Source organism: Rhizorhabdus histidinilytica, assembly GCF_900167915.1.
Taxonomy (GTDB): domain Bacteria; phylum Pseudomonadota; class Alphaproteobacteria; order Sphingomonadales; family Sphingomonadaceae; genus Rhizorhabdus; species Rhizorhabdus histidinilytica.
The window spans coordinates 1-22,025 of record NZ_FUYM01000016.1; the positions used below are offsets into that span (position 1 = coordinate 1).

Sequence of the window (22,025 nt, forward strand, 5' to 3'; positions counted from 1 at the left end):
GCGCAAGCGCCATAGCCGAGGCCCGCGTCCGCGGCCTCGGGACGATCCGGTCGATCCATGGATCGATCCGAACAGCCCCCGCCTGGTCCCGGCCTGATCAACCCCACCCCCGACGCCAATCGTCGGGCAGCAGATCAGCTGCTCGCCGAAACCCGCTCAATCCGTAGATCCATGGCCTCGCGTCCGATAACGGCGACGAACCGGGAGCCTTCCGGAACGAACCATTGGGTCCGGTAGGCGAGGACGGCGCGCAGGCGCTCGAGCAGGGCCGCTTCATCGCCCAGAAGGAGACGGGTCGCCATTTCCTGCGCATCGAGCAGGAAACGATCGTGCTGCGTATCCCAGCTATCAGCCTCGCGATCGTCGCTGGCGCAAAAGCAGGCGCCGTCGAGCAGATCGACCAGTTCGGCAGGCGTGACGGCCGTGGGTGCCGCCAGGAGAATATTAGCCTCCTCAAAGCTCCAGAAGAGGCCATCGTCATATTCGATGGCGACAGGCGCCGGTATATGAAGCGTTTCAGGGGCGGGGCCAGAAATCGTCAGCACGAGATCCAGTCGCTCGACCGTGCCGCTGTCGATACCGGGAAGGTCCGACCCACCGAGCACAAGCGTCTCGCCCCCCTTGTCGATCTCGAAGCGGAGATCAGTGATCCGGGGAAGCCGGTCATACCAGCCATAGCCCACCATCGCCTCGTCGGATTCGGCGAGCCGTCCCTCATAGCGGCCGTCCTTCGAGAGCGCGAAAGCAGCGCACTGCTCGAGCGGTGGCCCAAAATCATCGATCAGGACGAGATCGTCCGTCGAGGTCAGGTGCTGGCGACCGGACCCGCTATTGTAGTCGGCGACCGCCGGCGTCCATGAGAATAGCTCACCCCGTGCCTCGGGAAGCTGAACATCGAGATCGGCCGCCTCTCACCAGTCCGCGAAGGCCAGACGATGACTGCCGAGCGCCTGGATATGCCGGTAGATGGCGAGGCGGATCGCCGCGCGCAGGCTCTGCAGCGCGCCATTCTCGACCATCTCCTTGCGGGCCGGGAGTACGAGCTGCAATTCCGGAGCATCGACGATGTCGATCTTGGCCGCCCAGTGGCGATCCTTTTCCGCGACCGTTGGAAGGAGCGACGCGACAGTCACGCCATGGAAGTTGATGCTCGGGCTGAAATGCCGGTGAAGATAGTTGCGATAGATGCCGATGCGGACGCCGTCCTGCTCGATGATCGTCTCTGCGCCCTTCAGCCAGTCCTCGCGGAGTAGATCCTGGCCGTCGAGCCGAACCGGAAGCGGGCAATAACGCGCGGCGCTTTGTGCAATAGTCTCGAGTGACTTGAGCCATTGCGCGTCAATCGGCACCCGGATCTCGGTTCCGAACGGGTGGGTGCAGGGCGCAACGGCGATGGGCGCGCCGGACTCCCAATCGCCTGAAGCGATGCGGATCGACCAGCCCTCGCCAGTCGAGCGCGGGCAGGAGCGAATCTCGACATCGCGACCGGCAAGGCTGAACACGCCCATGCCGGCAGGATCCTCCCGCCGCGCGATCTCGTCACCCCAACCCGACCGACCGAGGGCGAGAATGACCGATGGATCCTCGATCCCGGCGCCATCGTCGGCAATGGCGAGAAACGCAGTCCCATCGGCGTCGATGACCTTGAGGTCGACCGCGCTCGCACCCGCCCGGCGTGCGTTCTGGATAAGCTCGGAGAGAATATCGCCGAGCGTGTTATTGAAGAGGCGGGTGACTCTGGTGACGGCGGCAGGATCGACCTGGCTGTTGATCGTGGCGGGAAGGGACATCTGGGGCTCCTCGACAAGTGGAAATTCTCCGCCTGCAGTCCCCCTCCCCTTTTCCCGGACCGCCGAAGGGCGCGATCGAAGCCCTCAATAATCCTCGGCGAGCATGATCGTGAGCACGCGCCGCGTGAGCGATGCGTCCGCTGGATCTTCCGATCCGAATTCGAGGGCGGGATCATAATAGTCGATCTTGAAGAAGATGCGTTCGCCCCGAAGATCGAAGGCGCCGAAGTCTCGTTCCGGGCCGTCGCCGGGGCCAAAGTCATACCGGCGGACGGCGGCGAGGAGTTCAGCCTGGGCAATGATTTCACGAACCGCGTCTTCTTCGCCTGCGAGACGAGCGAGGCAGGCGCGGGTCACGACAAGGCGAGCGGTCGGATCGAAACCCTGGCGGCAACGGTCGTTCAAACGGGCGATCTGTTCTGTAACGGAGATGGTCATGCTGCCTCCTTCAGGCCGGCGTTGAACTGCTCGAGCCACTCCGCCATGGCCGGACGGTCGGGGAGCGGGACATGGGCCGCCACATCCTGGAACCGGATGAGGTCGGCAGGCGCGTCGTGGATGATCGCGTCGATGTCGGCGGCCGGCAGCAACTCTTCGGCGCGGATGAAATCGGTCATGCGCCCGGGCCGCGTGCGCGTCGAGCGGCGCCACAGGCCTTCGACGGTCCTGAGACGCGGGGCCGCTCTCGCCTCGACCAGCACGATGAGGCGCAGACACCAGGACGGAAGGGCGCGAACTTCGTCCGGCTTCATCGCCCCGCAGATGAAGCAGCTCGATTTTGGCGGGACGGGAAGCTGAGCGGCTTCGATCCGGGCGATGCAGGCCGCGCGATCCCAGCCCCATTCGCGCAGTGGGTAGCGGCATTCGAAAAGATCGCTCGTGATGGTCGAGGCATGGGTATAGCGCCGCGTGTCAGCCGGCGATGCGTCGTAGCCGATAAGGCGAACGACCTTCTGGCCGCGCGCCCAGGCGTCCTTGGCCGGTTCCCACTGCTTGAGAAAGGCGTCCTGCGGGGCGACCTTCCATTTGAGCGAGCATTAGGTCTGGACGGGCCTGTCTCCTTTGCCTCACAAAGCCCGCATTTCCAGCGTTCCTCATCCCCCTTTCCTTTCGGGACGCCCGATTAGGGCGTGACCGACGTCAGACAGCGGAAGGATCGTGCGCTTCAGCGCTGGGGCGGATCGGGATTGGTCTACGTATCCGATCGAGTTCCTGCACGAGTTGGGCATTGCGCCGCTCAAGCCTCTCGGCACGTTGCTCGGCGTCGACGGCGCGTTTCAACAGGCTAGCGTTATGTGTCGCGAGGGCGGCGCTTCGAGCTTCGGCATCCCGAAGAGCCGAGCGTGTGCGATCGGCCTCTCTGGCGGTCGTCTCGTTCGCGCCGGCACGCTGCGACTGAAGCGCGCGGAGGCCGTCGAGAACGCCGGCATGATGGGTATATATGATGTTGCGGCCGACCCCGGCTGCCCGTGCGAGCGCAGCGACTGTGGGTTCTGCGGAGGGATTGCCGGCGAGGCCTGCAAGGGCTTCACGCAGGCGCGCATCCGTCTTTGCCCGCCGTCGAGCTTGCGGGCTGGACAGGTCAATTTCGGTCGCCATCGGTATTTCCTTCGTCTAACTGGTCCAGGATACGGCGAGATTCCTGGATGCGGGCTTCTGCAAGCGCACGGCTCTCGGAGTCGAGGTCATCGCGCTGGAGCAAAGCGCTGTTGCGCTCAAGGCGCGCTTCCCAGACCGGCTTATGCTTGCCGGTCACGGCGAAGTTGGCGCAAGTCGAGCAAGTGCTTTGCGTGCGGAGCACCGGGTTCGGCTCGCGCTCGCCGCCGAGGCATGCCGAGGTTTCCCGGCGGTAGAGGCAGTAGCCCCAGTCGCACACGCCGAGGCGCATATCCGTTTCGGCGAGGATATCGGTGATATAGCCATCGACGTCGCCCGATAGCGTGCGCCCGCGGAACGGCGATCGCTCGGAGAGCATGACGCCCGCCTTCCCGGCGACGTTCGGCGCCAGGAGCAGGTCTTCCAGCGCCTTGCGGGTTTCTTCGGCGGCTTGGTCGTCGATCAGCTGGGCAAGCTCGAAGTCGGTGCCCACATAGGCCCGGTCGGTCATCGCGCGGTGGACATGGCCGAGATGGCGTTGCAGCGCCGTCAGGCCGGTGCGGTCGCGCCGCCCGATGAACCGCGAGAACGTCTTGCGACCCTGATAGGTGGTCAGGTGCCAGGTGCCGCCTTGGTGTTCCGGCAAGGCAAGGAACGGCGCAAGTCGTTCGTTCAAGCGGATATTGACCATGGGTGATCGCAGTAGGGCGACGGGCATCATCGTCGGAAGCGGCGAGCGTCCCCGGCCGAGCTGGTGGAGCCAGAGGTTCCTCTTCCCGCTAAGTTCGCGAAGCGGTGCGGAGAGACGTTCGAGGATGTGGATCGCCCGCCGGACCGGCTCGGGCGCAAGCCATCGATGGATGTCCCCATGTTCCGTCAGCGACGTCTTCGTGATCGTGCCGACCAGATAGACGTGTTCCTCACCGTCTCCATCGGCCGCGCGCCGTTCGAGGCAACCCTCCTCAAGCCTGAGTATTTCGGAGGCTCTCGCGCCAACGAGATAGGCGATGACGACGAAGCAGGCGTCGCCAAGCCGATCCAGCATGAACGTCAGGCGGCGCAGCGGCCATTCCGGATTCGGATACAGATCCGCGTAGGGGCATGGCTCAGCCAACATGGCGCGTCTGATATGCCAGTGGAGCCTTCGCCCCTGATGCTGTGGTCGGAACTGCTCATACAGATCTTCGAGACGGTCGCGCAGCGCGAGTATCTGGTCCGCTGGGTCACCGAGCAGTTCCATAGCGCCGCTGATGAGAGGCACGGCGATCTCGTCGGGCGTATAGGGATGGCCGCCATAAGGTTTCCAGTGCCGCTTCCCAACCGAACCGGCGCGAGGCGGCGCCATCAGCGGCGCGTCGTCCAGCTTGTCGCGCTGCATGTGGAACGTGCGGATCGTGCCGAGATAGCCTTCGGCGGTGCTGAGGGAGAGCCGTGAAGCGTTCCTGCCGGGACGAGCGCGCAACATGGCCACGAACCGGTCGACGGCGTCTTGATCGAGATCCTTGAAGCATCGGACGTTCTCGGCTGCCATCCATCGAACGAGGAAGCGGATGTGGCTGAAGTGACCATCGATCGCTTCCTTGCGAAGTGGCCTCCGCCCTTCGGGCGGATCGGCCCGCAGCGAGAGCAGGAACAGTTCGGCGGCGTGCCGGAGCGGCGTCCACCGATCGTCCCGGAACCGGCTCCCGTCCGGCATTTCGAAGCCCCAGTTGAACGTCGTGGCGGCGGGGATGCCTTCGTTTCCGAGCAATGGCGCCGGAAGTTGGGTAGGCGTGGATGTCGGGACGGAGGCCATGAGGCTATTCCAGGTCCGGCAGCGGCGGCAAGGCGGGTATGTGCCGTTCCGCGTCCGGCATCATTTCGGGCGGGAACGCCGGCAGCAGGTCTTGTGTCAGCACCCGAAGGCTGGGGGCATAGAAGAGGCTGAACCGGATCGGGTCGATGCGTTCCCGCGCCGCTTCAAGATGCATGGTGGCCTGGACAATGCGCGCCAGATGATCCGGGTCGATCGGGACGATCAGGCCTGGACAGGCAAGGCAGCCTCCCAGTTTCGGGCACACGCGGCCAGGCTGTGCCTGCCCGCCGTCGACCGGTCGAAGGCAGTCGTGGCCGAACAGCGCCGTCACCCGCGCGCTGGTATCTGGCCCTTGATGTTGCGAGTCATGGGCGGGCGTCTCGCCGGTGACCCATGTGATCATCAGCGACTGGAGCCGAGCGATCGTATCGCGTTCGAGGCGGCGGACGGCCTCGCCATCGACATAGATGTCGGTGGTGGCGACATTCGCATGATTGAGGACCGCTTTGGCCGCCATGATATCGCCCTGCGACGCTGTGTAATGGGCGCTTGCCATGCTGCTGCGGAACAGCTTGGGCGAGAAGTCGGGAAGCAGGGAACGGGACTTGCCGGGATGCGCTTCGTTCCAGGAAGCGATCGCGCCATTGTGCCGCTCGTAGAAGCGCAACATTGCCGATCGCAACGTGGCCTGCACGATATGACCGGCGCGATGCTCACGCTCGAGGCGTCCTGTCGTCATGAGGAAGCGGTGGAGGAACAGTCGGTCGCGTTTGGACGGCTCCACATGCGGCAATAGGGGTGCCGTCATCGCAAGCAGTTTTTCGATCAGGCGCGGCGCCGCATAGGGTCGGCGATTGTCGAACGAGCGCCGTTGCATGCGTTTCACCTTACCGCCGGCGCGGGGTTTCACCCACTCGACCATGACGCGATGCCGCTCGAGCGGATGCGGCACGAGGCAGTCCCGCTTGATCTGGCGCAGCGGACCGGCGTTGGCCGCCGTCTGGATCAGCAGCACGATATAGAACGCAACCAGCGTGTCGGTCGTGAGGTGGAGATAACCCTCGAGCTCGCGGAACCCGCCTACCTCGGCGATCCTCTGCCGATCGGGCTTATTAAGGTCCAAGCCTCGGTCGGTCGGCATGATGCCGTGGCCGCGGCGATGGAGCTTCCAGATCCAGCGATCCCGTTCGACGGTCCGCCCACCATGGAGCGGCACATTCGGAAGACCAACGATGGCTTGCCCGTGCTGGAACTTGTCCCACGCAGTGTCGATCTCGGCATAGCAGACTGCCAGCAGGGCGCGCATTGCGGCAGGTGTCAGCCGGTCTTGCGGTAGCCGCTGGACGCCGGCCAGCGGGATCGCATTGTTGGGAACGGCGAAGCCCGGTGCGAACAAGCCTGGATTGTCCGCGATCGCGCGCTTGAGGACCGGCCGGATCATACCGAGCTGACCGGATTGTGAGCGGACGCCGCGCCTGCGCCCGTTGGTGGGCATCGCCAGCCAGGTGATGAACCGGCGGATCGTTGCCGTGTCGAGGTCTGCCGCGCGCCTGACACGCGCGTCTTCGCGCAGGAACCTCCCGAACACGCGCAGCGCGAACCAGTGCGCGGTGCGGGTCGCGGCGCTGGATGCTACATCATGATCGCGGAAAGCCCGGGCGATGGCGGCGCTGATATCGTCCGGCATTCCGAACAGCGCCGGGCTGAAGCTTTGGACGATCTTGCCCCATTCGTCGCGGAACTGGATTTCGGCGACCTGCGCCGGATGGTTCGCCGGTGCCGGATCGAGTCTCAGCGTCCGATCGAGGCGGCCCCTAGCCATCGGCGGGGATCAGCTCGCCATAAAGATAGGCGAGGCTTTCGCTCAGATCGCGCTCGTGCAGTTCGACGCAGCGCAGATAAATCGCGGTGGTCGTGATCGAAGCATGGCCCAGCAGCACCTGCACGACCTTGAGCGGGTTGAGATCGGGATTGGTGCGGGCCTGGATCTGAAGGCGGGCCAGCATCGCCATCGCGAAGGTGTGCCGCAGGCAGTGCAATGTACCCAGAAGTCTCGCAGCCGCGAAAGCTTCCGCGAGCTGCGCCGTCAGGAGTTTTCGCGTCATAGCCCGGCCATGCTCGTTCAGCAGGAGATTGGGCGGCGCGCGATAGCCCCGGTCGGAACGGCGGACACGGCGGACGATCCGGGCGCGATCCTCTCCCACATACCAGTCCGTATGATCGAGCAGCCGAATCGGCGGATAGACTGTCCTTGGCCGGTCTCCCTTGGTGATATGGATCGGCACGCCGACAAGTGGATCGCTGTCGAGGTCGAGTGGCCAGCTATCCGGGATTTGGTCGATGGCGAGCGCGCAAAGCTCCTTGCGGCGCAGTCCCGCCCCAAGCGCCCATTGCGCGGCAAGTCGGGCGGTAGGCCTCAGATGCGCGAACAGCCGTGCCAGTTCGTCGGCGCGCAGAGGTCGCGGCAGTTTTTCCGGGCGTGAGACGATCAGCTCGTTGACCTGGCGCCGCTGCAAGCCTGGGCGATAAGCGCCGTCGAGCATCAGCGTCATCTTTTCGGTCAACCGGAACGGGCAGTGGTCGATCAGGCCCTTATCGAGCGCCCAGCCATAGAACCGGCAGACGGTCGAGACGCGCGCGTTGATCGTGGTCCGGGCATAGGGCTTCCCGGTGTGTGCGCTGGGGTTCTCCAGCATCCGGTTGCGATAGGCAGCGATGACGCGTTCGTCGGCTTCGCGCCATTCGATCCCCGATTGTTCGAGCGAGTCGAACCAATCGTGGAGATGCTCGCCGTAGGTCCGCACAGTTTCCGTAGCGTGGGCGCGGCCGCTTAGCTCTGCATGCTCCATGAGCCAGACGAAGGCCGGCTCGATGATCGCCATGTCGGCGTCGAACAGAATCGGGAAGCCGGCGGGGACATTGGGCACGCCAGAGGCAGCCCGAATCACTGATACCACGGGCCATCTCCCTCGCCCGCACAGGTGCAATTTCGAAAGTAGAGCAACATGCTCGATTTGGCCGAAGCATTTCGATGGAATGGGCGCTTTCCTCGCCATGCCGAAGGGTGTCGCTGCGACCAGCTACCCCAAGCACTCACCGTGCCTGCTGACACCTGGCGCCCGCCTTGATATGAGTGAACGAGGATCAAGGGGGGGAAGCGGTGGCGCGTCGGGTATTCTTTAGCTTTCACTATGACCGTGACGTTCGACGGGTCGTGCAAGTCCGCAATTCCTGGGTGGTTCGTCCAGGTGGCGAAGCGCAGCCTTTCTATGACAAGGCAGAGTTCGAAGAGGCAAAAAGACGCGCGGGCGGCATAGAAAAATGGATCGAGGAGCAGCTCAAAGGCACGTCCGTGACGGTGGTGCTTTTTGGCGCGGAGACGTATGACCGCGAATGGGTCCGGCACGAGATCAAGAGAAGCTACGAGCTTGGGAAAGGCCTATTGGCCATCGACATCCATAGCGTAAAAGATCCGCAACTCGGGACTGATCGACAGGGGACCAACCCTCTCAGCTATTTTACAATAAAGCAGAATGGTCGAGATATTCCGCTGTCAAACCTATACGGGACGTATGATTGGGTTCGGGATAACGGCTATGCCAACATGCCGGCTTGGATCGAAACTGCAGCAAAAGCGGCCGGTCGCTGACATCAATGAGTATTTATGAACTCGCCATACTTGGCGCCGCAACGCCAGAGGAGCGCGCGACACTGACAGCGACGCTCACCGATATCGTTTCCGACTTTGGATTGACGTTGGGGGACGATATAGTTGTGCATAATGCGGAAACGCTGGGTGGGCGGCACAAGCCAGCAGCATTCGCAGGTGCATATTTTGGAGGAAATGCCCAACAAGATCTCGAAGCGGCCCAGGACCTGATCCGAGCGAGCGCGCCCATCATTCCCACGATTGCCGCTGGCGCAGACTTCAATGCTCAGATCCCCCAGTGTCTCCAGCCCATCAATGGGCTAACGCGGCGCGCTGACGATCCAAATATGACTGAACTCGCGTCGACAATGCTGGAATGTGTGGGTTTACTTCGTCGACAGCGACGGGTTTTTGTGAGCTATCGGCGGGTGGAATCCCGAGCAGCTGCGTTGCAACTTCACGATCTCCTTGCGTCCCGCGGATTCGACGTATTCTTGGACACGCACGACATTAGGCCCGGCGATCCGTTCCAAGATGTGCTTTGGCATAGGCTCGTTGATTCTGATGTTATGGTTATGCTCGACACGCCTACCTATTTCGATAGCCGCTGGACGCGACAGGAAATAGGAAGAGCACGCGCGAAAGAGATCCAGGTCCTTCGTGTAATTTGGCCTGAGCATACGCCAAACAAGCTGACCGATCTTGCAGAGACTATATATCTTGACCCAAAGGAACTCGAAGGGCCGGATGGCCCAATAGTAGCCCAAACGGCAGATACAATCGTCCTGGAGGTCGAGCGGCTAAGAAGCCGCAGCATCGCATCTCGATATATGTCGATTACCGGCAAGCTTCGCGCTGACGTCGAAAAAATTGGTGCGTCAGTGGAAGGCGTCGGTGCACATCGGGCCGTCGCCGTGCGGTTGCTGGACGGCGAAAAGATCTGGGCATATCCGATCGTCGGAATCCCCACGGCTGAAATTTTGAACGACGTGGCCGATAAGGCGCGACGAGCGGAACAGCAGGAGATACCGGTACTGGTCTACGATCATATCGGCATCCGTGATGCATGGAATGCTCATCTCCGATGGCTTGGGGATCATATTCGCGCGGTCCGTACGATTAAAGTTTCCGAAGCCGGATGGGCTCTTGCGGCATGGGAGAATTGACCATGACTGAGGCCATTTTTCTTTCGGCGGGCGTGCCAGATCCAAAGCGAGGCCCACAATATGCAGCGACTGCTGACACCGTCGCGATTACAGCCGCAGTCTCCGCTTTGGTGCACGTTACACTAGGGCGCAGGCTGCTTGTCTGGGGTGGTCAACCCGCAATCACACCGATGATCTGGGTGGTCTCGCAAGACATCGGAATAAATTACGGACACTGGGTCCGGCTCTACCAGTCTCGCCATTTCAAGGATGAGTATCCCGAGGATAATGAGCGGTTCAACAACGTGGTTTATACGGAAGAGATCGAAAGGGATCGGGAGAAGAGCTTGCTGAACATGCGTGAACGCATGTTTTCCGAACACAAGTTCAAAGCAGCAGTTTTTATTGGAGGCATGGGAGGAATTATACAAGAATATGAGATGTTTCGACGCCTGCAACCCGAGGCTGCAGTGATACCGGTAATCTCCACGGGCGGCGCGACGCTTGACGTAGGAGCGCAAGTTGAGTCTTTAGCGCCCGACCTAACGGAAGACCGGGACTATGTTGCGTTATTTCACCGCCACCTTGACGTTTCCGTCCGAGAGGAGCGCTTCGAAAGCCCGGCCCTCCAACCAGCTGTCGTTGAGGAGCGATTTTGGCAGCCCCCTGCCACTGCTTAAACGGGGTGGGAACTCATCAGTCGCCAGCAAGCCATTCGCTAAGCTCCGTAGCTGTGTTCCTTTTCTCGTCAAGGACCATCCAGACGCGCTTTTGATGACCCTGTAGATCCCCCCAGACGATGCGGCGGTATAATCCCAGATACTCCCACGACGCCCATGCCTGCTCATGCGCGCTGTCGGATGCCGGGAACAGCGCGATCTTCGTCAACCCTTTATAACCATCGGCCACGCCCAACTCCCAGGGCACCCAACGGCTGTCCTTGCTATTCTTGCTTGCAAGAAGGACAAAGCGCTTGGTCTGGCGAATACGGCTCTTTAGCAGCCCCGCCGTTTCCTCCGTCGTGTATGGGGGCATTTCCGGGTCGATTTCATCGACATAGACCCTAGCTCCGTGCCCTTCCAACACACGAATAGCGCCAACGACCAGATCATCATCTTTGCTCGAGTGTGAAAGAAATGTGGTGCCTGAGAGGCTACGGGAAGCAGCAGACTTTCTGAGGCTTGCCTGTTCGCTAACATTTAACTTATCAGCGAAATTCCGAAGCTCGGATTTTGTAATGTATTCGATCATAATCGAAACTCTATTATCGGATATAGACCGAACTCACGGAGCTACCTCAGTTATTTGAGCGGATCGCTATCGCGTCCTCAATCCAACTCTCGATTCCGTTCTTGATCGAATCATAGACTGCCTTGCTATCTGAGCCGGAAGGGGTGACCAGCTTCGCTATAGATGATAGCTTTTTCCCGGTATTTCCATAGCCCACTTCGTCAAACGGATTGCTACCAGCCGTGCACGAATTCCCGTCGTGGCCGAGAAGTTTGTTTATCCGAATACCGACCACTCCTTTGCCGGCATCCCAGCCTTTAACGATCTCGCGGATTACCCAAGGCCGGTTCGCTGTTTCAGAGCCGACAAGCACCACCACACAGCTCTTGCCGTACATGTTGTCATCGATCCATTTTTCGATCGAGGCCTTGCCCTTCCGCTTGACCTCTTCCCACGCATTCGCGGTGCAAAGAGACTGCCCTTCAAGAGCACCGATGTTGCGCACTTGCTGGGTGCGCCAAAAATCGTTCGCGAAGTGGAAACTGAAGAAAACGCGCCGCGCCATAAGGCCCCCTTTTGTTCTCCGGCCTTCTACAAGCCCAGCCTTCGTTTCGCCAGAGAAATCGATTCTGAAGCGATCTGCTCGAGGATGGAGTACGGTAGTTGAGGCCCAGCGGGTTCATCCGGCAATCAGGCGTCGCTGCGCGACGCGAGTGACGGGCCGACCACCGCCAGCTCTTTGGGTTAGCGCGGCGGTCGGCCCGTCACTCATCGCGAGCAAAAGAGACAGTCGCCGAAGCCGGACCTAACGAGCACGAATGGCGCCCCAGCGAAATGCTCGGCAAGGTGGCGTTCGTCAGAACGTTGGACAGCAGATCGAAATAGGGCGGCCAATGCTTGAAACGGCGCGGTGTGTAGCGCACCGTCACATAGGGAATTCCTCGCGCCGCCATCCAGGCGGCGATCATCTTCTGATAGGCATAAGTTTCCGGCTTCTCGACGCCAGGATCCCCGGTGATCACGAGGTCAGGCGGCGTGCCCCGGCTTTCAAGTTCGAGAAGAAGCGCGGTGCTGTCGACACCGATGCCATAGGCCAGGACGACGGGCTGCGGCGCATCGACGCGAATATAATCGAGCAGGCGCGCGGGAGCGGAGCCGGCCTCGGCCGGGATTGAGGTGAGATCGCACATGGGGATATCCAAATGGGCTTGAGCAGAGCTTTGGCTCGATCACTCCTTCCCACTCCCCTCTCATCTGGACGGCTCCGGCATCGATCCACGTCCATGAGATATTGTTGCGCGCCGTTGGCCGCGGCAGCCTGATTTCGCTATTGGCACCGCCGGCGCACAACAGGCGTCATCGGCGGCGTTTTGCGGAAAAGTGCGCTCAGCCTCGAACCATTCCCATAATCCGTCGCATCGCCGCTGATGTAGAAAGCCGCCCACGCCCCATCCTGGGCACCGGCGATCCAGCTCCTTTCGGACTCGGCATAGCAGCAAGCCGTCACGCCCTCGTCCAGACCCGGTCAGTCGAAGGCACTCAAACGGCCATAAATGTCTGCCAGTTCGTTCTGGATACCGAGACGCGCGGGGCCATTGGGCATCATGCCTTCTGTCGTGGCGGAACCAGAGTCCCATCGATCGAGGCGAGGATTTCCGCCGGAGCAATGACCGGTCGATCCGTTTCGACCCGCTCCGAATAGCGATCGACCAGTTGATCGACATGCGGGCGGAGCAGGACAGTGAAACGCACCAGTTCCTCCATCACGTCGACGATCCGGTCGTAATAGCTCGACGGCTTCATCCGCCCGGCCTCGTCGAACTCGGTGAAGGCTTTGGCGACGCTCGACTGGTTGGGGATGGTGAACATCCGCATCCAGCGGCCGAGGACGCGCAAGCTGTTCACGCTGTTGAACGATTGTGAACCTGCGGAGACCTGCATGACGGCAAGGGCGCGACCCTGCGTCGGGCGCATGCCCTTCAAAGCCAGCGGCAGGTGATCGATCTGCGATTTCATGATCCCGGTGATCTGGCCGTGCCGTTCCGGGCTGCACCAGACCTGGCCCTCGGACCAGAGCGCATGCGCCCGCAGTTCGTGAACCGCCGGATGATCGTCATCCTGGACCTGATCGGGCATCGGCAAATCGGAGGGATCGAAAATCCGCGTTTCGCAGCCGAAGAACTGGAGCAGACGCGCCGCCTCTTCCACCACAAGCCGCGAATAGGACCGTTCGCGCAAGGATCCGTAGAGCAGCAGGATGCGCGGCGGCGGATTGAGATCCCCCAGGCCCAGGGCTGGACGCCGATGAACATAGTCAGGCTTGAGCGCTGGAAGACGGTCGGGATCGGCAAGCGTCCGCAATCGGCTGTGGTTCGTCTCGTTCATGCCCGGACCTCCGCCGGCACGCTGTCGGGGAACCAGCGCCGCCCGAACCAGAAGGCGGCGTTGACCAGCAGGATCAGCACCGGAACCTCGACCAGCGGCCCGATCACCGCAGCGAAGGCGACCGGGGAAGCCAGTCCAAAGGCGGCGATGGCGACCGCAATCGCCAGTTCGAAATTGTTGCCCGCGGCCGTGAACGCCACCGCCGTCGTGCGCGGATAGTCGCTCTCGATCAGCTTGCCCATGAAGAAGCTGATGCTGAATTGAACCACGAAGTAGATGGTGAGCGGGATGGCGATCCGCAGTATGTCACCCGGCAGTGTCACGATCTCATTGCCCTTGAGGCTGAACATGGCGACGATGGTGAACAGCAGCGCGACGAGCGTGATCGGGCCGATCCTGGGCAGAAAGCAGGTTTCATACCATTCATTCCCCCTAGCCTTGACCAGCCATTTGCGGGAGAGAAATCCAGCCAGAAAGGGAATGCCGAGATAGATCAGCACCGCCTCGGCGATGGTCCAGAAGCTGACATTGATAACGCTGCCCTCCAGCCCGAGCAGCGGCGGCAAAAAGGCGAGGAAGAACCAGGCGTAAACGCTGAAGAACAGGATCTGGAAGATTGAATTGAACGCGACCAGCGCAGCCACATACTGGTTGTCGCCCTTGGCGAGATGGTTCCAGACGATGACCATGGCAATGCAACGGGCGAGGCCGATAAGGATCAGGCCTGTCATATATTCCGGCTTGTCGCTGAGGAAGATGACGGCGAGCGCAAACATCAGCACCGGGCCGATGATCCAGTTCTGGATCAACGAGATCGCCAGCACCCGCTTGTCTTCGAACACGCGCGGCAGTTCCTCATAGCGCACCCGCGCGAGCGGCGGATACATCATCAGGATCAGGCCGATGGCGATGGGCAGGTTGGTGGTCCCCCAGGACAGGCTGTCGATCGCCCTTGGCAATCCTTCGAAGGTCGATCCCAGACCCACGCCGAGCGCCATGGCGAGGAAAATCCACAAGGTGAGATACCGATCGAGAAACGACAGGCGTTCACGCCTGGGCTGTGCGGTCATCTTGATCCCTCGTTCAACCGGTGACACGCCTGCCGGCGGCATCGATCACCTGTTCGCCGTCTTCCTTGGCGAAGGCGCTGCGCTGGTCAGCCGGTAGGAGGTCGAGGACCTCCTCGGACGGACGGCAAAGCTTCACGCCCAGCGGCGAGACGACCAGCGGCCGATTGATGAGGATCGGATGTTCCATCATCGCATCGATCAACTGCGCATCAGTGAGATCCGGATTGTCGAGTCCCAGTTCGGCAAAGGGCGTGCCCTTCTCGCGCAGCAGGGCGCGCGGGGTGACGCTGGCGCGGACGATGAGGCTTGCCAGCAAGGCACGCGAAGGCGGAGTCTTGAGGTACTCGATGACATGCGGTTCGATGCCGGCATTGCGGATCATGGCCAGCGCATTGCGCGAGGTTCCGCATTCAGGATTGTGGTAGATGACGATGTCGACAGGCGTCTCCGGGTGGGTCATTCGCATGCTCCTGCCCTGACGCTGGCGCCCTCGCTCTGGCCGATTTCCCTGAGTTTGCGCCGCATCGCCATCTCGTCGAGGCTGGCGAGCGGGAGCGCGAGGAACAGCGAAATACGGTTCTGCAAGTAGCGCAGGGCCTGCATGAAGGCCTCGCGCTGATCATCGCCTTCGACGGCGGCCGGATCCTCGATGCCCCAGTGCGCCGTCATCGGATGGCCGATCCACACGGGACATGTTTCGCCTGCGGCGTTATCGCAGACGGTGAAGATGAAATCGAATTGCGGCGCGTCCGGCACGGCGAACTCGTCCCAGCTTTTCGAACGCATGCCCGCTGTGTCGAACCCAAGCCCGTTCAAAACCGAGAGCGCCATCGGATGGACTTCGCCCCTGGGCTGGCTGCCGGCGCTCCAGGCGCGGAAACGCCCTTCCCCCAGCTTGTTCATGATGGCTTCGCCCAAGATCGAGCGGGCGCTGTTACCGGTGCACAGGAAGAGCACGTTGTAGGTCTTGCCGGGGCCGATCGTGTCGGACATGGGAGTAACCTCAGGCCTTGCAGTCGAGCTCGCCGAACAGATCGGCGCACATTTCAGGGACGCCCTGGCAGCAGTCCTCCATCAGGAAGGCCAGCAGCCGGCGCATCCCCTCATAATCGGCGCGATAGTGGATGAGCCGGCTTTCCCGCTCGGACTCCACGAGTCCCGCCCGTTCAAGAATACCCAGATGATGCGACATGGTGGACGGAGGCACATTGGCGGCCTGCGCGATGGCGCCGGCGATCAGTCCATCGGGCCCTGCCTTCACCAACATACGAAAGACAGACAGGCGCGTGTCATGCGCCAGCGCGCCAAGCGCCTCGACGGCCGAGTCCTGCGGATTGAACTCCTTCATGGTCGATTCCATCCTTCCAAACTCATCGAATAATAGTAGGCGCCTGCGCGGTCAATCTACATTTCGAGAAGTATAGAATCATATACCACTATGGAGATGGCCGATGGTCTGAGTGACCATGATGCACTCATGCGGATGGGCCGACAGCCTCGATCCAGGCGGAACCATCTTGCGCCAGACGCTCATGACAGATAGATAGTAATAGATTACTATCTTTTGAAGGCGCAAGCTATGAACGGGCGGTCCAGACATCTTCCCGCTGACGAGCGACGGGCGGCGACCGTGGAGGCGGTGGTCGGCCTGGCCGCGGAACAGAACCCGAGCGACATCACCACGACGGCCATCGCCCAGCGGATGGGTCTGACCCAGGGCGCGCTCTTCCGCCACTTCCCGACCAAGGACGCCATCCTGCAGGCGGTGATGTCCTGGGTGACCGAGCGCTTGCTCGGCCGCGTGGACAAGGCGGTCGAGGAAGCCGCCTCTCCGGCTGCCGCGCTTGAAGCGGTTTTCATGACGCATATCGATTTCGTGTCTGATCACCCGGGTGTACCGCGAATGCTGTTCGGGGAGTTGCAGCGACCGGGCGAGACGCTTCCCAAGCGCATGGCCCAGACCCTGATCCGCCATTATGGCGAACGGCTGCATACCCTGCTCGACGCCGGAAAGGCACGGGGCGAACTGCATGCGGACCTCGATCCGGAAGCCGCGGCCACCCTGTTCATCGGCACGGTCCAGGGCCTGGTCATGCAATCCATGCTGGCGGACGATGTGACCCGCATCCGCAGCGATGCGCCCGGCGTGTTCGCCATCTATCTGCGCGGCGTCGGAGCATCATCATGAAGAACATCCGCCTGTCCGGCACGACAAAGCGGATCCTGATCATTGCGGCCGTCATCGTGATCATCGGTGCTGGATGGCTGTGGATGCAGCGGGGCAGCCGCGACGGCGACGCCCTCAATCTGTACGGCAATGTCGACATCCGGGAGGTGCAATTGGCCTTCCGCCAGTCCGGCCGCGTCGCGCAGATGCTGTTCGATGAAGGCGATCATGTCGAGCCGGGCGCACATATGGCGACTCTCGACGCGCAGCCGTTCGAGGAAGCGCTCGCGGCCGCCGACGCCGCCGTAGCGGCCGCACAGGCAGACCTCGACAAACTGCGCCGCGGGCTGCGGCCGCAGGAGATTGCGCAGGCGCAGGAGGCCCTCAATCAGGCCCTGGCCGTCGCCAGGGACACGGAGCGTAATTTTGATCGGCAGAGCCAGTTGCTCGCGTCGGGAGCCGCCAGTCAAAAGACGGTCGATGCCGCGCGCACTGCGCGCGATCAGGCCGCCGCCAGTGTCAAGGCGGCCCGGGCCGCGCATTCGCAAGCCGCCGAAGGCTTCCGCAAGGAAGACATCGCGGCGGGGCAAGCGCGCCTCGCCGCCGCACAGGCAGCACGGGCTCAAGCCGCCACCGCGCTCGCCGACACGGTTCTGCTTGCACCCGGCACCGGCACGATCATCGCACGGGTGCGCGAACCCGGCAGCATGGCTGTCAGCCAAAGCCCGGTCTATAGCCTCAGCCTTGATGCTCCGGTTTATGTGCGGGCTTATGTCGGCGAACCGGATCTGGGGCGTATCGCGCCCGGAATGCGGGTGCGCGTTCGCAGCGATTCCTCCGACAAACTCTATCAAGGCCAGATCGGGTTCATTTCGCCTCGCGCCGAGTTCACGCCCAAAACGGTAGAAACGACCGATCTGCGCACGGATCTGGTCTATCGTCTGCGGATCGTGGTCACCAATGCCGATGCCGCGCTGCGTCAGGGCATGCCGGTAACGATCGAGGTCGTAGTCGGACAAACCTCCGGCGCGCGCGCCAAAGGCCGCTGACGTGCCGCCCGCCACCGCGCCACAGGAGCAAAATGGCGATGTCGCGGTCGTCATCGACAGGTTGAGCAAGCATTTCGGCAGTGCGCCTGCGTTACAGGATCTCAGCGCGCAGATAAGCTATGGCCGACTGACCGGGCTGGTCGGGCCGGACGGCGCGGGCAAGACCACCTTGATGCGTATCCTGACAGGACTGCTGGTGCCGAACAGCGGCCACGCCAGGGTAGCGGGCTTCGATGTGGTGGACGACAATGACGCCATCCATGTCGCGACCGGCTACATGCCGCAACGCTTTGGCCTCTACGAAGACCTGTCGGTCATGGAGAATATGCGGCTCTATGCGCAGTTGCGCGGTATGGCCGCCGATGGACACGCCGACCTGTTCGCCCAACTGCTCGACTTCACACGTCTTGCCCCCTTTACCGGACGCCTGGCGGGCAAGCTCTCCGGCGGCATGAAGCAGAAGCTGGGTCTCGCCTGCGCATTGATGGCCCGGCCTGCTGTCCTGCTGCTCGATGAACCGGGTGTCGGTGTCGATCCGGTCAGCCGTCAGGATCTGTGGCGCATGGTGCAGGCGCTGACCGACGAAGGGATGGCCGTAGTCTGGTCGACCGCCTATCTCGACGAAGCCGAACGCTGCGACAGCGTGCTGCTGCTCAACGAAGGGCGGCTCGCCTATGACGGACCGCCCGGAGAGCTGACCGCGCGCCTTACAAGCCGGAGCTTTCGGCTGGAACAGGTCGGCGAGCGGCGGCGGGCCGTGCTAGCCGAAGTGCTCAGCCTGGACAGTGTCGGCGACGGGGTGATCCAGGGCGCCGGCGTCCGCGTGGTGCTGCGCGCCGATGCGGGAACCGAGCAAATTAGCGCGCTCGCCGATCGGGTCGGCGCACAACTGAAAGCGGTGCCTGCCCGCTTCGAGGATGCTTTCATTGATCTTCTGGGCGGCGGTCCGGGCGGCACATCGGCGCTTGCCGAAGGGATGCCGCCGGTCGAACTGGCTTCAGACGTTGCCGTCTCCTGCCGCGATCTGACCAAGCGTTTCGGCGATTTCACCGCCACCGACATGGTGAGCTTCGAGGTCCGCAAGGGCGAGATATTCGGTCTGCTCGGGCCGAACGGCGCCGGCAAATCGACCACCTTCAAGATGCTGTGCGGCCTGCTCAAACCCACCAGCGGCGAAGCGCAGGTGGTGGGGCTGGACCTGCGCCGGGCGACCGGTGCTGCCAAAGGCCAGCTTGGCTATATGGCGCAGAAATTCTCGCTCTATGGTTTGCTGTCCGTGCGGCAGAACCTGGAGTTCTCCGCGGGCGTCTATGGCCTGAAAGGCGCCGCGCGGCAGGCGCGGATCGACGAGATGATCGACATCTTCGGGCTGCAACCCTGGCTGTCGGCGGCGCCGGAGTCCCTGCCGCTCGGGGTCAGGCAACGTCTGGCGCTGGCCTGCGCGGTGATGCACCGCCCGCCCGTGCTGTTCCTGGATGAACCGACTTCGGGCGTCGATCCCATCACGCGCCGCGAATTCTGGACCCATATCAACGGCCTTGCCCGCAAGGGGGTGACGGTGATGGTCACCACCCATTTCATGGACGAGGCGGAATATTGCGACCGGGTGGCGATGCTCTATCGCGCCCGGCTGATCGCGCTCGACACGCCGGACGCCCTCAAACGCAGCGCGGTAAGCGATCTCCGTCCGGACCCGACCATGGAAGACGCCTTCATTCATCTGGTCGAAGCCGAGGACCGCGCTGACGAAGCCCGCAGCGGAGTTGCCGCATGAACGGCGCGGGCGGATCGCGAACGGACCTTCAAGCCATGCGCCGCTTCGATCCGAAGCGCCTTTGGGCGCTGGTGTTCAAGGAAAGCCTGCAGGCGATGCGCGACCCGTCCACGCTGCTGATCGCCTTCGCCCTTCCGGTCGTGCTGCTGCTGCTGTTTTCCTATGCGGTATCACTCGATGTGCGCGCGGTGCGCATCGGCGTCGTGCAGGAATCCGAATCTGCTTCGGCGCAATCGCTGGCCGCCGCCTTCGCCGGCACCCGTTATCTGGACGTCACCTTCGCCCATGACCGGCGCGAAGTCGCCGACCAGGTCGTCTCGGGCGATTTGCGCGGATTTGTGGTGATCCCGCAGGATTTCGAGCAGCGCCTGGCCGATCGCGGCACGCGGCCTCTGGTGCAGATCATCGCCGACGGTTCGCAGCCCAATACCGCCAACTATGTCACCAACTATGCGCAGGGCGTGGTGCAGACCTGGCGGGGCGGGCTTGATGGCGAGACGCCACGCGCAGCCGTCACGATGGAGCCGCGCTACTGGTTCAACGCCGAACTGGAAAGCCGCCGCGCGCTGGTGCCCGGCGCGATCGCCATCGTCATGACCATCATCGGCACCATGCTGACCGCGCTGGTGGTGGCGCGCGAATGGGAGCGCGGCACGATGGAAGCGGTGCTCTCCACGCCCGCATCGGTCGCGGAGATCCTGATCGGCAAGCTCCTGCCCTATTTTGCGCTCGGCATGCTGGCCACGCTCGGTGCGACCGCGCTGGCGGTCTTCGTGTTCGGCGTGCCGCTGCGCGGATCGCTGGCGGCGCTCCTGCTGCTTTCGGCCACCTTCATGGTGCCGGCGCTGGGCCAAGGGCTGCTGATTTCGTCTGTCACCCGCAACCAGTTCCTGGCCGCGCAGATCGCCTTGTTCTCCGGTTTTCTGCCGGCCTTCATGCTGTCGGGCTTTCTCTATGAGATCGACGCGATGCCCGCGCCGATCCGGGCCATCACCTGGGCGATACCGGCGCGCTATTTCGTCTCTTCGCTAAAAACCGTCTTTCTGGCCGGCGACATCTGGGCCGTCTTCGTGCCGAACCTGCTGGCGATGGGCGCCATCGGCGTCCTGTTTTTCCTCCTGGCCAAGCGCGCCACGCGCAAGAATCTGGAGTGACGAGCCATGACGCGGCACAATGGCTATCTCTCTTTCACCCGGCTGCGAGCCCAGTTCGTCAAGGAAGTGCTGAGCATCCTGCGCGATCCGCGCAGCCGCATGGTGGTGTTCATGCCGCCGCTGCTGCAACTGCTGGTGTTCGCCTTCGCCGCGACGCTCGAAGTGCGCAACGTCGATATTGCCGTGCATAATCAGGATGCGGGCCGCTGGTCGCATGAACTGATCGCGCGGCTCGATCGGGCCGACTTCATTACCCAGGTCTATCGCGTGACCGACGGTCAGGAACTGGGACGCCTGATCGACCAGGGCAAGGTGATCGCGGCGCTCGACATCCAGCCGGACTTTTCGCGCGCAATCGCTGCCGGAGACAGCGGCCGTATCCAGCTGTTGATCGACGGCCGGCGCAGCAATTCGGGACAGATCACCGCCAGTTATCTCTCCGCCATCGCCGCCGAAGTCGGCGCGGAGGCCAACCCCGGCACAGGTCCTGCGACGCCAGTGGCGGTACGCAACTGGTTCAATCCCAATCTGACGTATCGCTGGTTCATCGTCCCGGGCCTCTCCGGCATCCTGGCGTTCTTCAGCGCACTGCTCATAACCTCGCTGTCGATCGCCCGTGAACGCGAACTGGGAACCTTCGACCAGTTGCTGGTCTCACCAACCTCCACGCCGGAAATCATCCTGTCCAAATCCTTGCCGGCGCTGGTCATCGGCACCATGCTCGGACTTCTGATGATGGCCGCGGCCGCGGGACCGTTCCGGATTCCGTTCAACGGGTCGTTCGCGCTGCTGTTTGTCAGCCTGGTCCTGTTCATCCTGTCGGTGGTGGGCATCGGTCTGATGATTTCGGCGATCAGCGCGACCCAGCAACAGGCCATCCTGGGCGCCTTCGCCATCGGCGTGCCATCCGTCCTGATGTCGGGATTTGCCACGCCGGTCGAGAACATGCCCATGCTGCTGCAATGGCTGGCGCAGGCGATTCCACTCACCCATTTCCTGGTCATCGTCGAGGGCAGCTTTCTCAAAGCCATGGCGCCGGGCGACATATTTGCCAGCCTCTGGCCATTGGCGATGATCGCCCTGGTGTCGCTCACCATGGCCACCATCTTCGTTCGAGGACGCCTGCAATGAGATCGCCCCGCCACAGTCATGCGCCGTCATTGTCTGATACGGGCGGACGTTCCCCGCGATGGTCGCGCTACGCAATATTGATAGCTGGCT

22 protein-coding genes and 2 pseudogenes are annotated in these 22,025 nt (G+C 62.5%); 8 read left to right on the top strand and 16 right to left on the bottom strand.

The window, feature by feature from the left end; translation table 11 throughout:
- Positions 1-134: 134 nt before the first annotated feature.
- The 8 genes and pseudogenes from B5X82_RS27115 to B5X82_RS23250 form a co-directional block, all read right to left on the bottom strand.
- Positions 135-686 carry a hypothetical protein gene (locus tag B5X82_RS27115; RefSeq protein WP_020818776.1) on the bottom strand — a complete coding sequence of 184 codons (552 nt, stop codon included), beginning with the start codon at positions 684-686 and terminating at the stop codon, positions 135-137.
- 225 nt (positions 687-911) lie between these two features.
- On the bottom strand, positions 912-1,790 hold the full coding sequence (locus B5X82_RS27120) for an ATP-binding protein (protein WP_020818777.1): 879 nt from the start codon (positions 1,788-1,790) through the stop codon (positions 912-914).
- A gap of 84 nt (positions 1,791-1,874) precedes the next feature.
- Positions 1,875-2,228: a DUF3768 domain-containing protein gene (locus B5X82_RS23225; RefSeq protein WP_020818778.1), complete on the bottom strand. Its 354-nt coding sequence runs from the start codon at positions 2,226-2,228 to the stop codon at positions 1,875-1,877.
- A pseudogene (locus B5X82_RS27125) lies at positions 2,225-2,827 on the bottom strand (hypothetical protein); the annotation flags it as partial. The pseudogene B5X82_RS27125 and the gene B5X82_RS23225, both read right to left, overlap by 4 nt.
- A 103-nt stretch (positions 2,828-2,930) precedes the next feature.
- Positions 2,931-3,389: a hypothetical protein gene (locus B5X82_RS23235; RefSeq protein ID WP_020819456.1), complete on the bottom strand. Its 459-nt coding sequence runs from the start codon at positions 3,387-3,389 to the stop codon at positions 2,931-2,933.
- Entirely contained in the window at positions 3,373-5,181 is a 1,809-nt protein-coding gene (locus tag B5X82_RS23240) for a site-specific integrase (protein WP_025160958.1), read from the bottom strand. The genes B5X82_RS23235 and B5X82_RS23240 overlap by 17 nt, the downstream gene beginning before the upstream one ends.
- A gap of 4 nt (positions 5,182-5,185) precedes the next feature.
- Positions 5,186-7,003 (bottom strand): site-specific integrase, encoded by a 1,818-nt coding sequence (locus tag B5X82_RS23245; RefSeq protein WP_020819454.1) that lies wholly within the window; start codon positions 7,001-7,003, stop codon positions 5,186-5,188.
- Positions 6,996-8,138, bottom strand: a complete 1,143-nt coding sequence (locus B5X82_RS23250; protein ID WP_025160957.1) for a tyrosine-type recombinase/integrase — start codon at positions 8,136-8,138, stop codon at positions 6,996-6,998. Before B5X82_RS23250 ends, B5X82_RS23245 begins: the two co-directional genes overlap by 8 nt.
- Positions 8,139-8,314: 176 nt before the next feature.
- Here B5X82_RS23250 and B5X82_RS23255 point away from each other — a divergent pair, with 176 nt between their 5' ends.
- The 3 genes from B5X82_RS23255 to B5X82_RS23265 are packed head-to-tail and all read left to right on the top strand — an operon-like array spanning position 8,315 to position 10,655.
- Positions 8,315-8,830, top strand: a complete 516-nt coding sequence (locus B5X82_RS23255) for a TIR domain-containing protein (protein ID WP_021224400.1) — start codon at positions 8,315-8,317, stop codon at positions 8,828-8,830.
- A 5-nt stretch (positions 8,831-8,835) separates the two neighbouring features.
- On the top strand, positions 8,836-9,996 hold the full coding sequence (locus B5X82_RS23260; protein ID WP_020819451.1) for a toll/interleukin-1 receptor domain-containing protein: 1,161 nt from the start codon (positions 8,836-8,838) through the stop codon (positions 9,994-9,996).
- A 2-nt stretch (positions 9,997-9,998) separates the two neighbouring features.
- On the top strand, positions 9,999-10,655 hold the full coding sequence (locus B5X82_RS23265; RefSeq protein ID WP_025160956.1) for an SLOG domain-containing protein: 657 nt from the start codon (positions 9,999-10,001) through the stop codon (positions 10,653-10,655).
- A 16-nt stretch (positions 10,656-10,671) separates the two neighbouring features.
- On the opposite strand, the gene B5X82_RS23270 is transcribed toward B5X82_RS23265, so the two are convergent.
- The 8 genes and pseudogenes from B5X82_RS23270 to B5X82_RS23305 form a co-directional block, all read right to left on the bottom strand.
- Positions 10,672-11,226 (bottom strand): toll/interleukin-1 receptor domain-containing protein, encoded by a 555-nt coding sequence (locus B5X82_RS23270; protein ID WP_021224402.1) that lies wholly within the window; start codon positions 11,224-11,226, stop codon positions 10,672-10,674.
- A gap of 46 nt (positions 11,227-11,272) precedes the next feature.
- The gene (locus B5X82_RS23275; protein ID WP_020819448.1) at positions 11,273-11,770 is read right to left on the bottom strand and encodes a TIR domain-containing protein; all 498 of its coding nucleotides are present in this window, start codon (positions 11,768-11,770) and stop codon (positions 11,273-11,275) included.
- 241 nt (positions 11,771-12,011) lie between these two features.
- Positions 12,012-12,395: pseudogene (locus B5X82_RS23280) on the bottom strand (hypothetical protein); the annotation flags it as partial.
- A 412-nt stretch (positions 12,396-12,807) separates the two neighbouring features.
- The gene (arsH, locus tag B5X82_RS23285; RefSeq protein WP_021223100.1) at positions 12,808-13,590 is read right to left on the bottom strand and encodes an arsenical resistance protein ArsH; all 783 of its coding nucleotides are present in this window, start codon (positions 13,588-13,590) and stop codon (positions 12,808-12,810) included.
- Positions 13,587-14,660, bottom strand: a complete 1,074-nt coding sequence (arsB, locus tag B5X82_RS23290) for an ACR3 family arsenite efflux transporter (protein WP_025160954.1) — start codon at positions 14,658-14,660, stop codon at positions 13,587-13,589. The genes arsH and arsB overlap by 4 nt, the downstream gene beginning before the upstream one ends.
- A gap of 13 nt (positions 14,661-14,673) precedes the next feature.
- Positions 14,674-15,120: an arsenate reductase (glutaredoxin) gene (gene arsC / locus B5X82_RS23295; RefSeq protein ID WP_020819444.1), complete on the bottom strand. Its 447-nt coding sequence runs from the start codon at positions 15,118-15,120 to the stop codon at positions 14,674-14,676.
- Positions 15,117-15,653 carry an arsenate reductase ArsC gene (locus B5X82_RS23300; protein ID WP_020819443.1) on the bottom strand — a complete coding sequence of 179 codons (537 nt, stop codon included), beginning with the start codon at positions 15,651-15,653 and terminating at the stop codon, positions 15,117-15,119. The genes arsC and B5X82_RS23300 overlap by 4 nt, the downstream gene beginning before the upstream one ends.
- A 10-nt stretch (positions 15,654-15,663) precedes the next feature.
- Complete coding sequence (locus tag B5X82_RS23305) at positions 15,664-16,008, bottom strand: ArsR/SmtB family transcription factor (RefSeq protein ID WP_025160953.1); 345 nt, start codon at positions 16,006-16,008, stop codon at positions 15,664-15,666.
- A gap of 231 nt (positions 16,009-16,239) precedes the next feature.
- Here B5X82_RS23305 and B5X82_RS23310 point away from each other — a divergent pair, with 231 nt between their 5' ends.
- The 5 genes from B5X82_RS23310 to B5X82_RS23330 are packed head-to-tail and all read left to right on the top strand — an operon-like array spanning position 16,240 to position 21,935.
- On the top strand, positions 16,240-16,848 hold the full coding sequence (locus tag B5X82_RS23310) for a TetR/AcrR family transcriptional regulator (RefSeq protein ID WP_020819441.1): 609 nt from the start codon (positions 16,240-16,242) through the stop codon (positions 16,846-16,848).
- Entirely contained in the window at positions 16,845-17,876 is a 1,032-nt protein-coding gene (gene hlyD, locus B5X82_RS23315; RefSeq protein ID WP_020819440.1) for a secretion protein HlyD, read from the top strand. The genes B5X82_RS23310 and hlyD overlap by 4 nt, the downstream gene beginning before the upstream one ends.
- A gap of 1 nt (position 17,877) precedes the next feature.
- The gene (locus B5X82_RS23320) at positions 17,878-19,650 is read left to right on the top strand and encodes an ATP-binding cassette domain-containing protein (protein WP_020819439.1); all 1,773 of its coding nucleotides are present in this window, start codon (positions 17,878-17,880) and stop codon (positions 19,648-19,650) included.
- Positions 19,647-20,804, top strand: a complete 1,158-nt coding sequence (locus B5X82_RS23325; RefSeq protein ID WP_021223102.1) for an ABC transporter permease — start codon at positions 19,647-19,649, stop codon at positions 20,802-20,804. The genes B5X82_RS23320 and B5X82_RS23325 overlap by 4 nt, the downstream gene beginning before the upstream one ends.
- Positions 20,805-20,810: 6 nt before the next feature.
- Positions 20,811-21,935 carry an ABC transporter permease gene (locus B5X82_RS23330; protein ID WP_020819437.1) on the top strand — a complete coding sequence of 375 codons (1,125 nt, stop codon included), beginning with the start codon at positions 20,811-20,813 and terminating at the stop codon, positions 21,933-21,935.
- The last annotated feature ends 90 nt before the right edge of the window (positions 21,936-22,025 follow it).

What these genes read in the sequence shown, in the direction of transcription:
- B5X82_RS27115 (WP_020818776.1), bottom strand. Translation starts at nt 686, where the DNA reads ATGGTGGGCTATGGCTGGTATGACCGGCTTCCCCGGATCACTGATCTC.
- B5X82_RS27120 (WP_020818777.1), bottom strand. Translation starts at nt 1,790, where the DNA reads ATGTCCCTTCCCGCCACGATCAACAGCCAGGTCGATCCTGCCGCCGTC.
- B5X82_RS23225 (WP_020818778.1), bottom strand. Translation starts at nt 2,228, where the DNA reads ATGACCATCTCCGTTACAGAACAGATCGCCCGTTTGAACGACCGTTGC.
- B5X82_RS23235 (WP_020819456.1), bottom strand. Translation starts at nt 3,389, where the DNA reads ATGGCGACCGAAATTGACCTGTCCAGCCCGCAAGCTCGACGGCGGGCA.
- B5X82_RS23240 (WP_025160958.1), bottom strand. Translation starts at nt 5,181, where the DNA reads ATGGCCTCCGTCCCGACATCCACGCCTACCCAACTTCCGGCGCCATTG.
- B5X82_RS23245 (WP_020819454.1), bottom strand. Translation starts at nt 7,003, where the DNA reads ATGGCTAGGGGCCGCCTCGATCGGACGCTGAGACTCGATCCGGCACCG.
- B5X82_RS23260 (WP_020819451.1), top strand. Translation starts at nt 8,836, where the DNA reads ATGAGTATTTATGAACTCGCCATACTTGGCGCCGCAACGCCAGAGGAG.
- B5X82_RS23265 (WP_025160956.1), top strand. Translation starts at nt 9,999, where the DNA reads ATGACTGAGGCCATTTTTCTTTCGGCGGGCGTGCCAGATCCAAAGCGA.
- B5X82_RS23270 (WP_021224402.1), bottom strand. Translation starts at nt 11,226, where the DNA reads ATGATCGAATACATTACAAAATCCGAGCTTCGGAATTTCGCTGATAAG.
- B5X82_RS23275 (WP_020819448.1), bottom strand. Translation starts at nt 11,770, where the DNA reads ATGGCGCGGCGCGTTTTCTTCAGTTTCCACTTCGCGAACGATTTTTGG.
- arsH (WP_021223100.1), bottom strand. Translation starts at nt 13,590, where the DNA reads ATGAACGAGACGAACCACAGCCGATTGCGGACGCTTGCCGATCCCGAC.
- arsB (WP_025160954.1), bottom strand. Translation starts at nt 14,660, where the DNA reads ATGACCGCACAGCCCAGGCGTGAACGCCTGTCGTTTCTCGATCGGTAT.
- arsC (WP_020819444.1), bottom strand. Translation starts at nt 15,120, where the DNA reads ATGACCCACCCGGAGACGCCTGTCGACATCGTCATCTACCACAATCCT.
- B5X82_RS23300 (WP_020819443.1), bottom strand. Translation starts at nt 15,653, where the DNA reads ATGTCCGACACGATCGGCCCCGGCAAGACCTACAACGTGCTCTTCCTG.
- B5X82_RS23305 (WP_025160953.1), bottom strand. Translation starts at nt 16,008, where the DNA reads ATGAAGGAGTTCAATCCGCAGGACTCGGCCGTCGAGGCGCTTGGCGCG.
- B5X82_RS23310 (WP_020819441.1), top strand. Translation starts at nt 16,240, where the DNA reads ATGAACGGGCGGTCCAGACATCTTCCCGCTGACGAGCGACGGGCGGCG.
- hlyD (WP_020819440.1), top strand. Translation starts at nt 16,845, where the DNA reads ATGAAGAACATCCGCCTGTCCGGCACGACAAAGCGGATCCTGATCATT.
- B5X82_RS23325 (WP_021223102.1), top strand. Translation starts at nt 19,647, where the DNA reads ATGAACGGCGCGGGCGGATCGCGAACGGACCTTCAAGCCATGCGCCGC.
- B5X82_RS23330 (WP_020819437.1), top strand. Translation starts at nt 20,811, where the DNA reads ATGACGCGGCACAATGGCTATCTCTCTTTCACCCGGCTGCGAGCCCAG.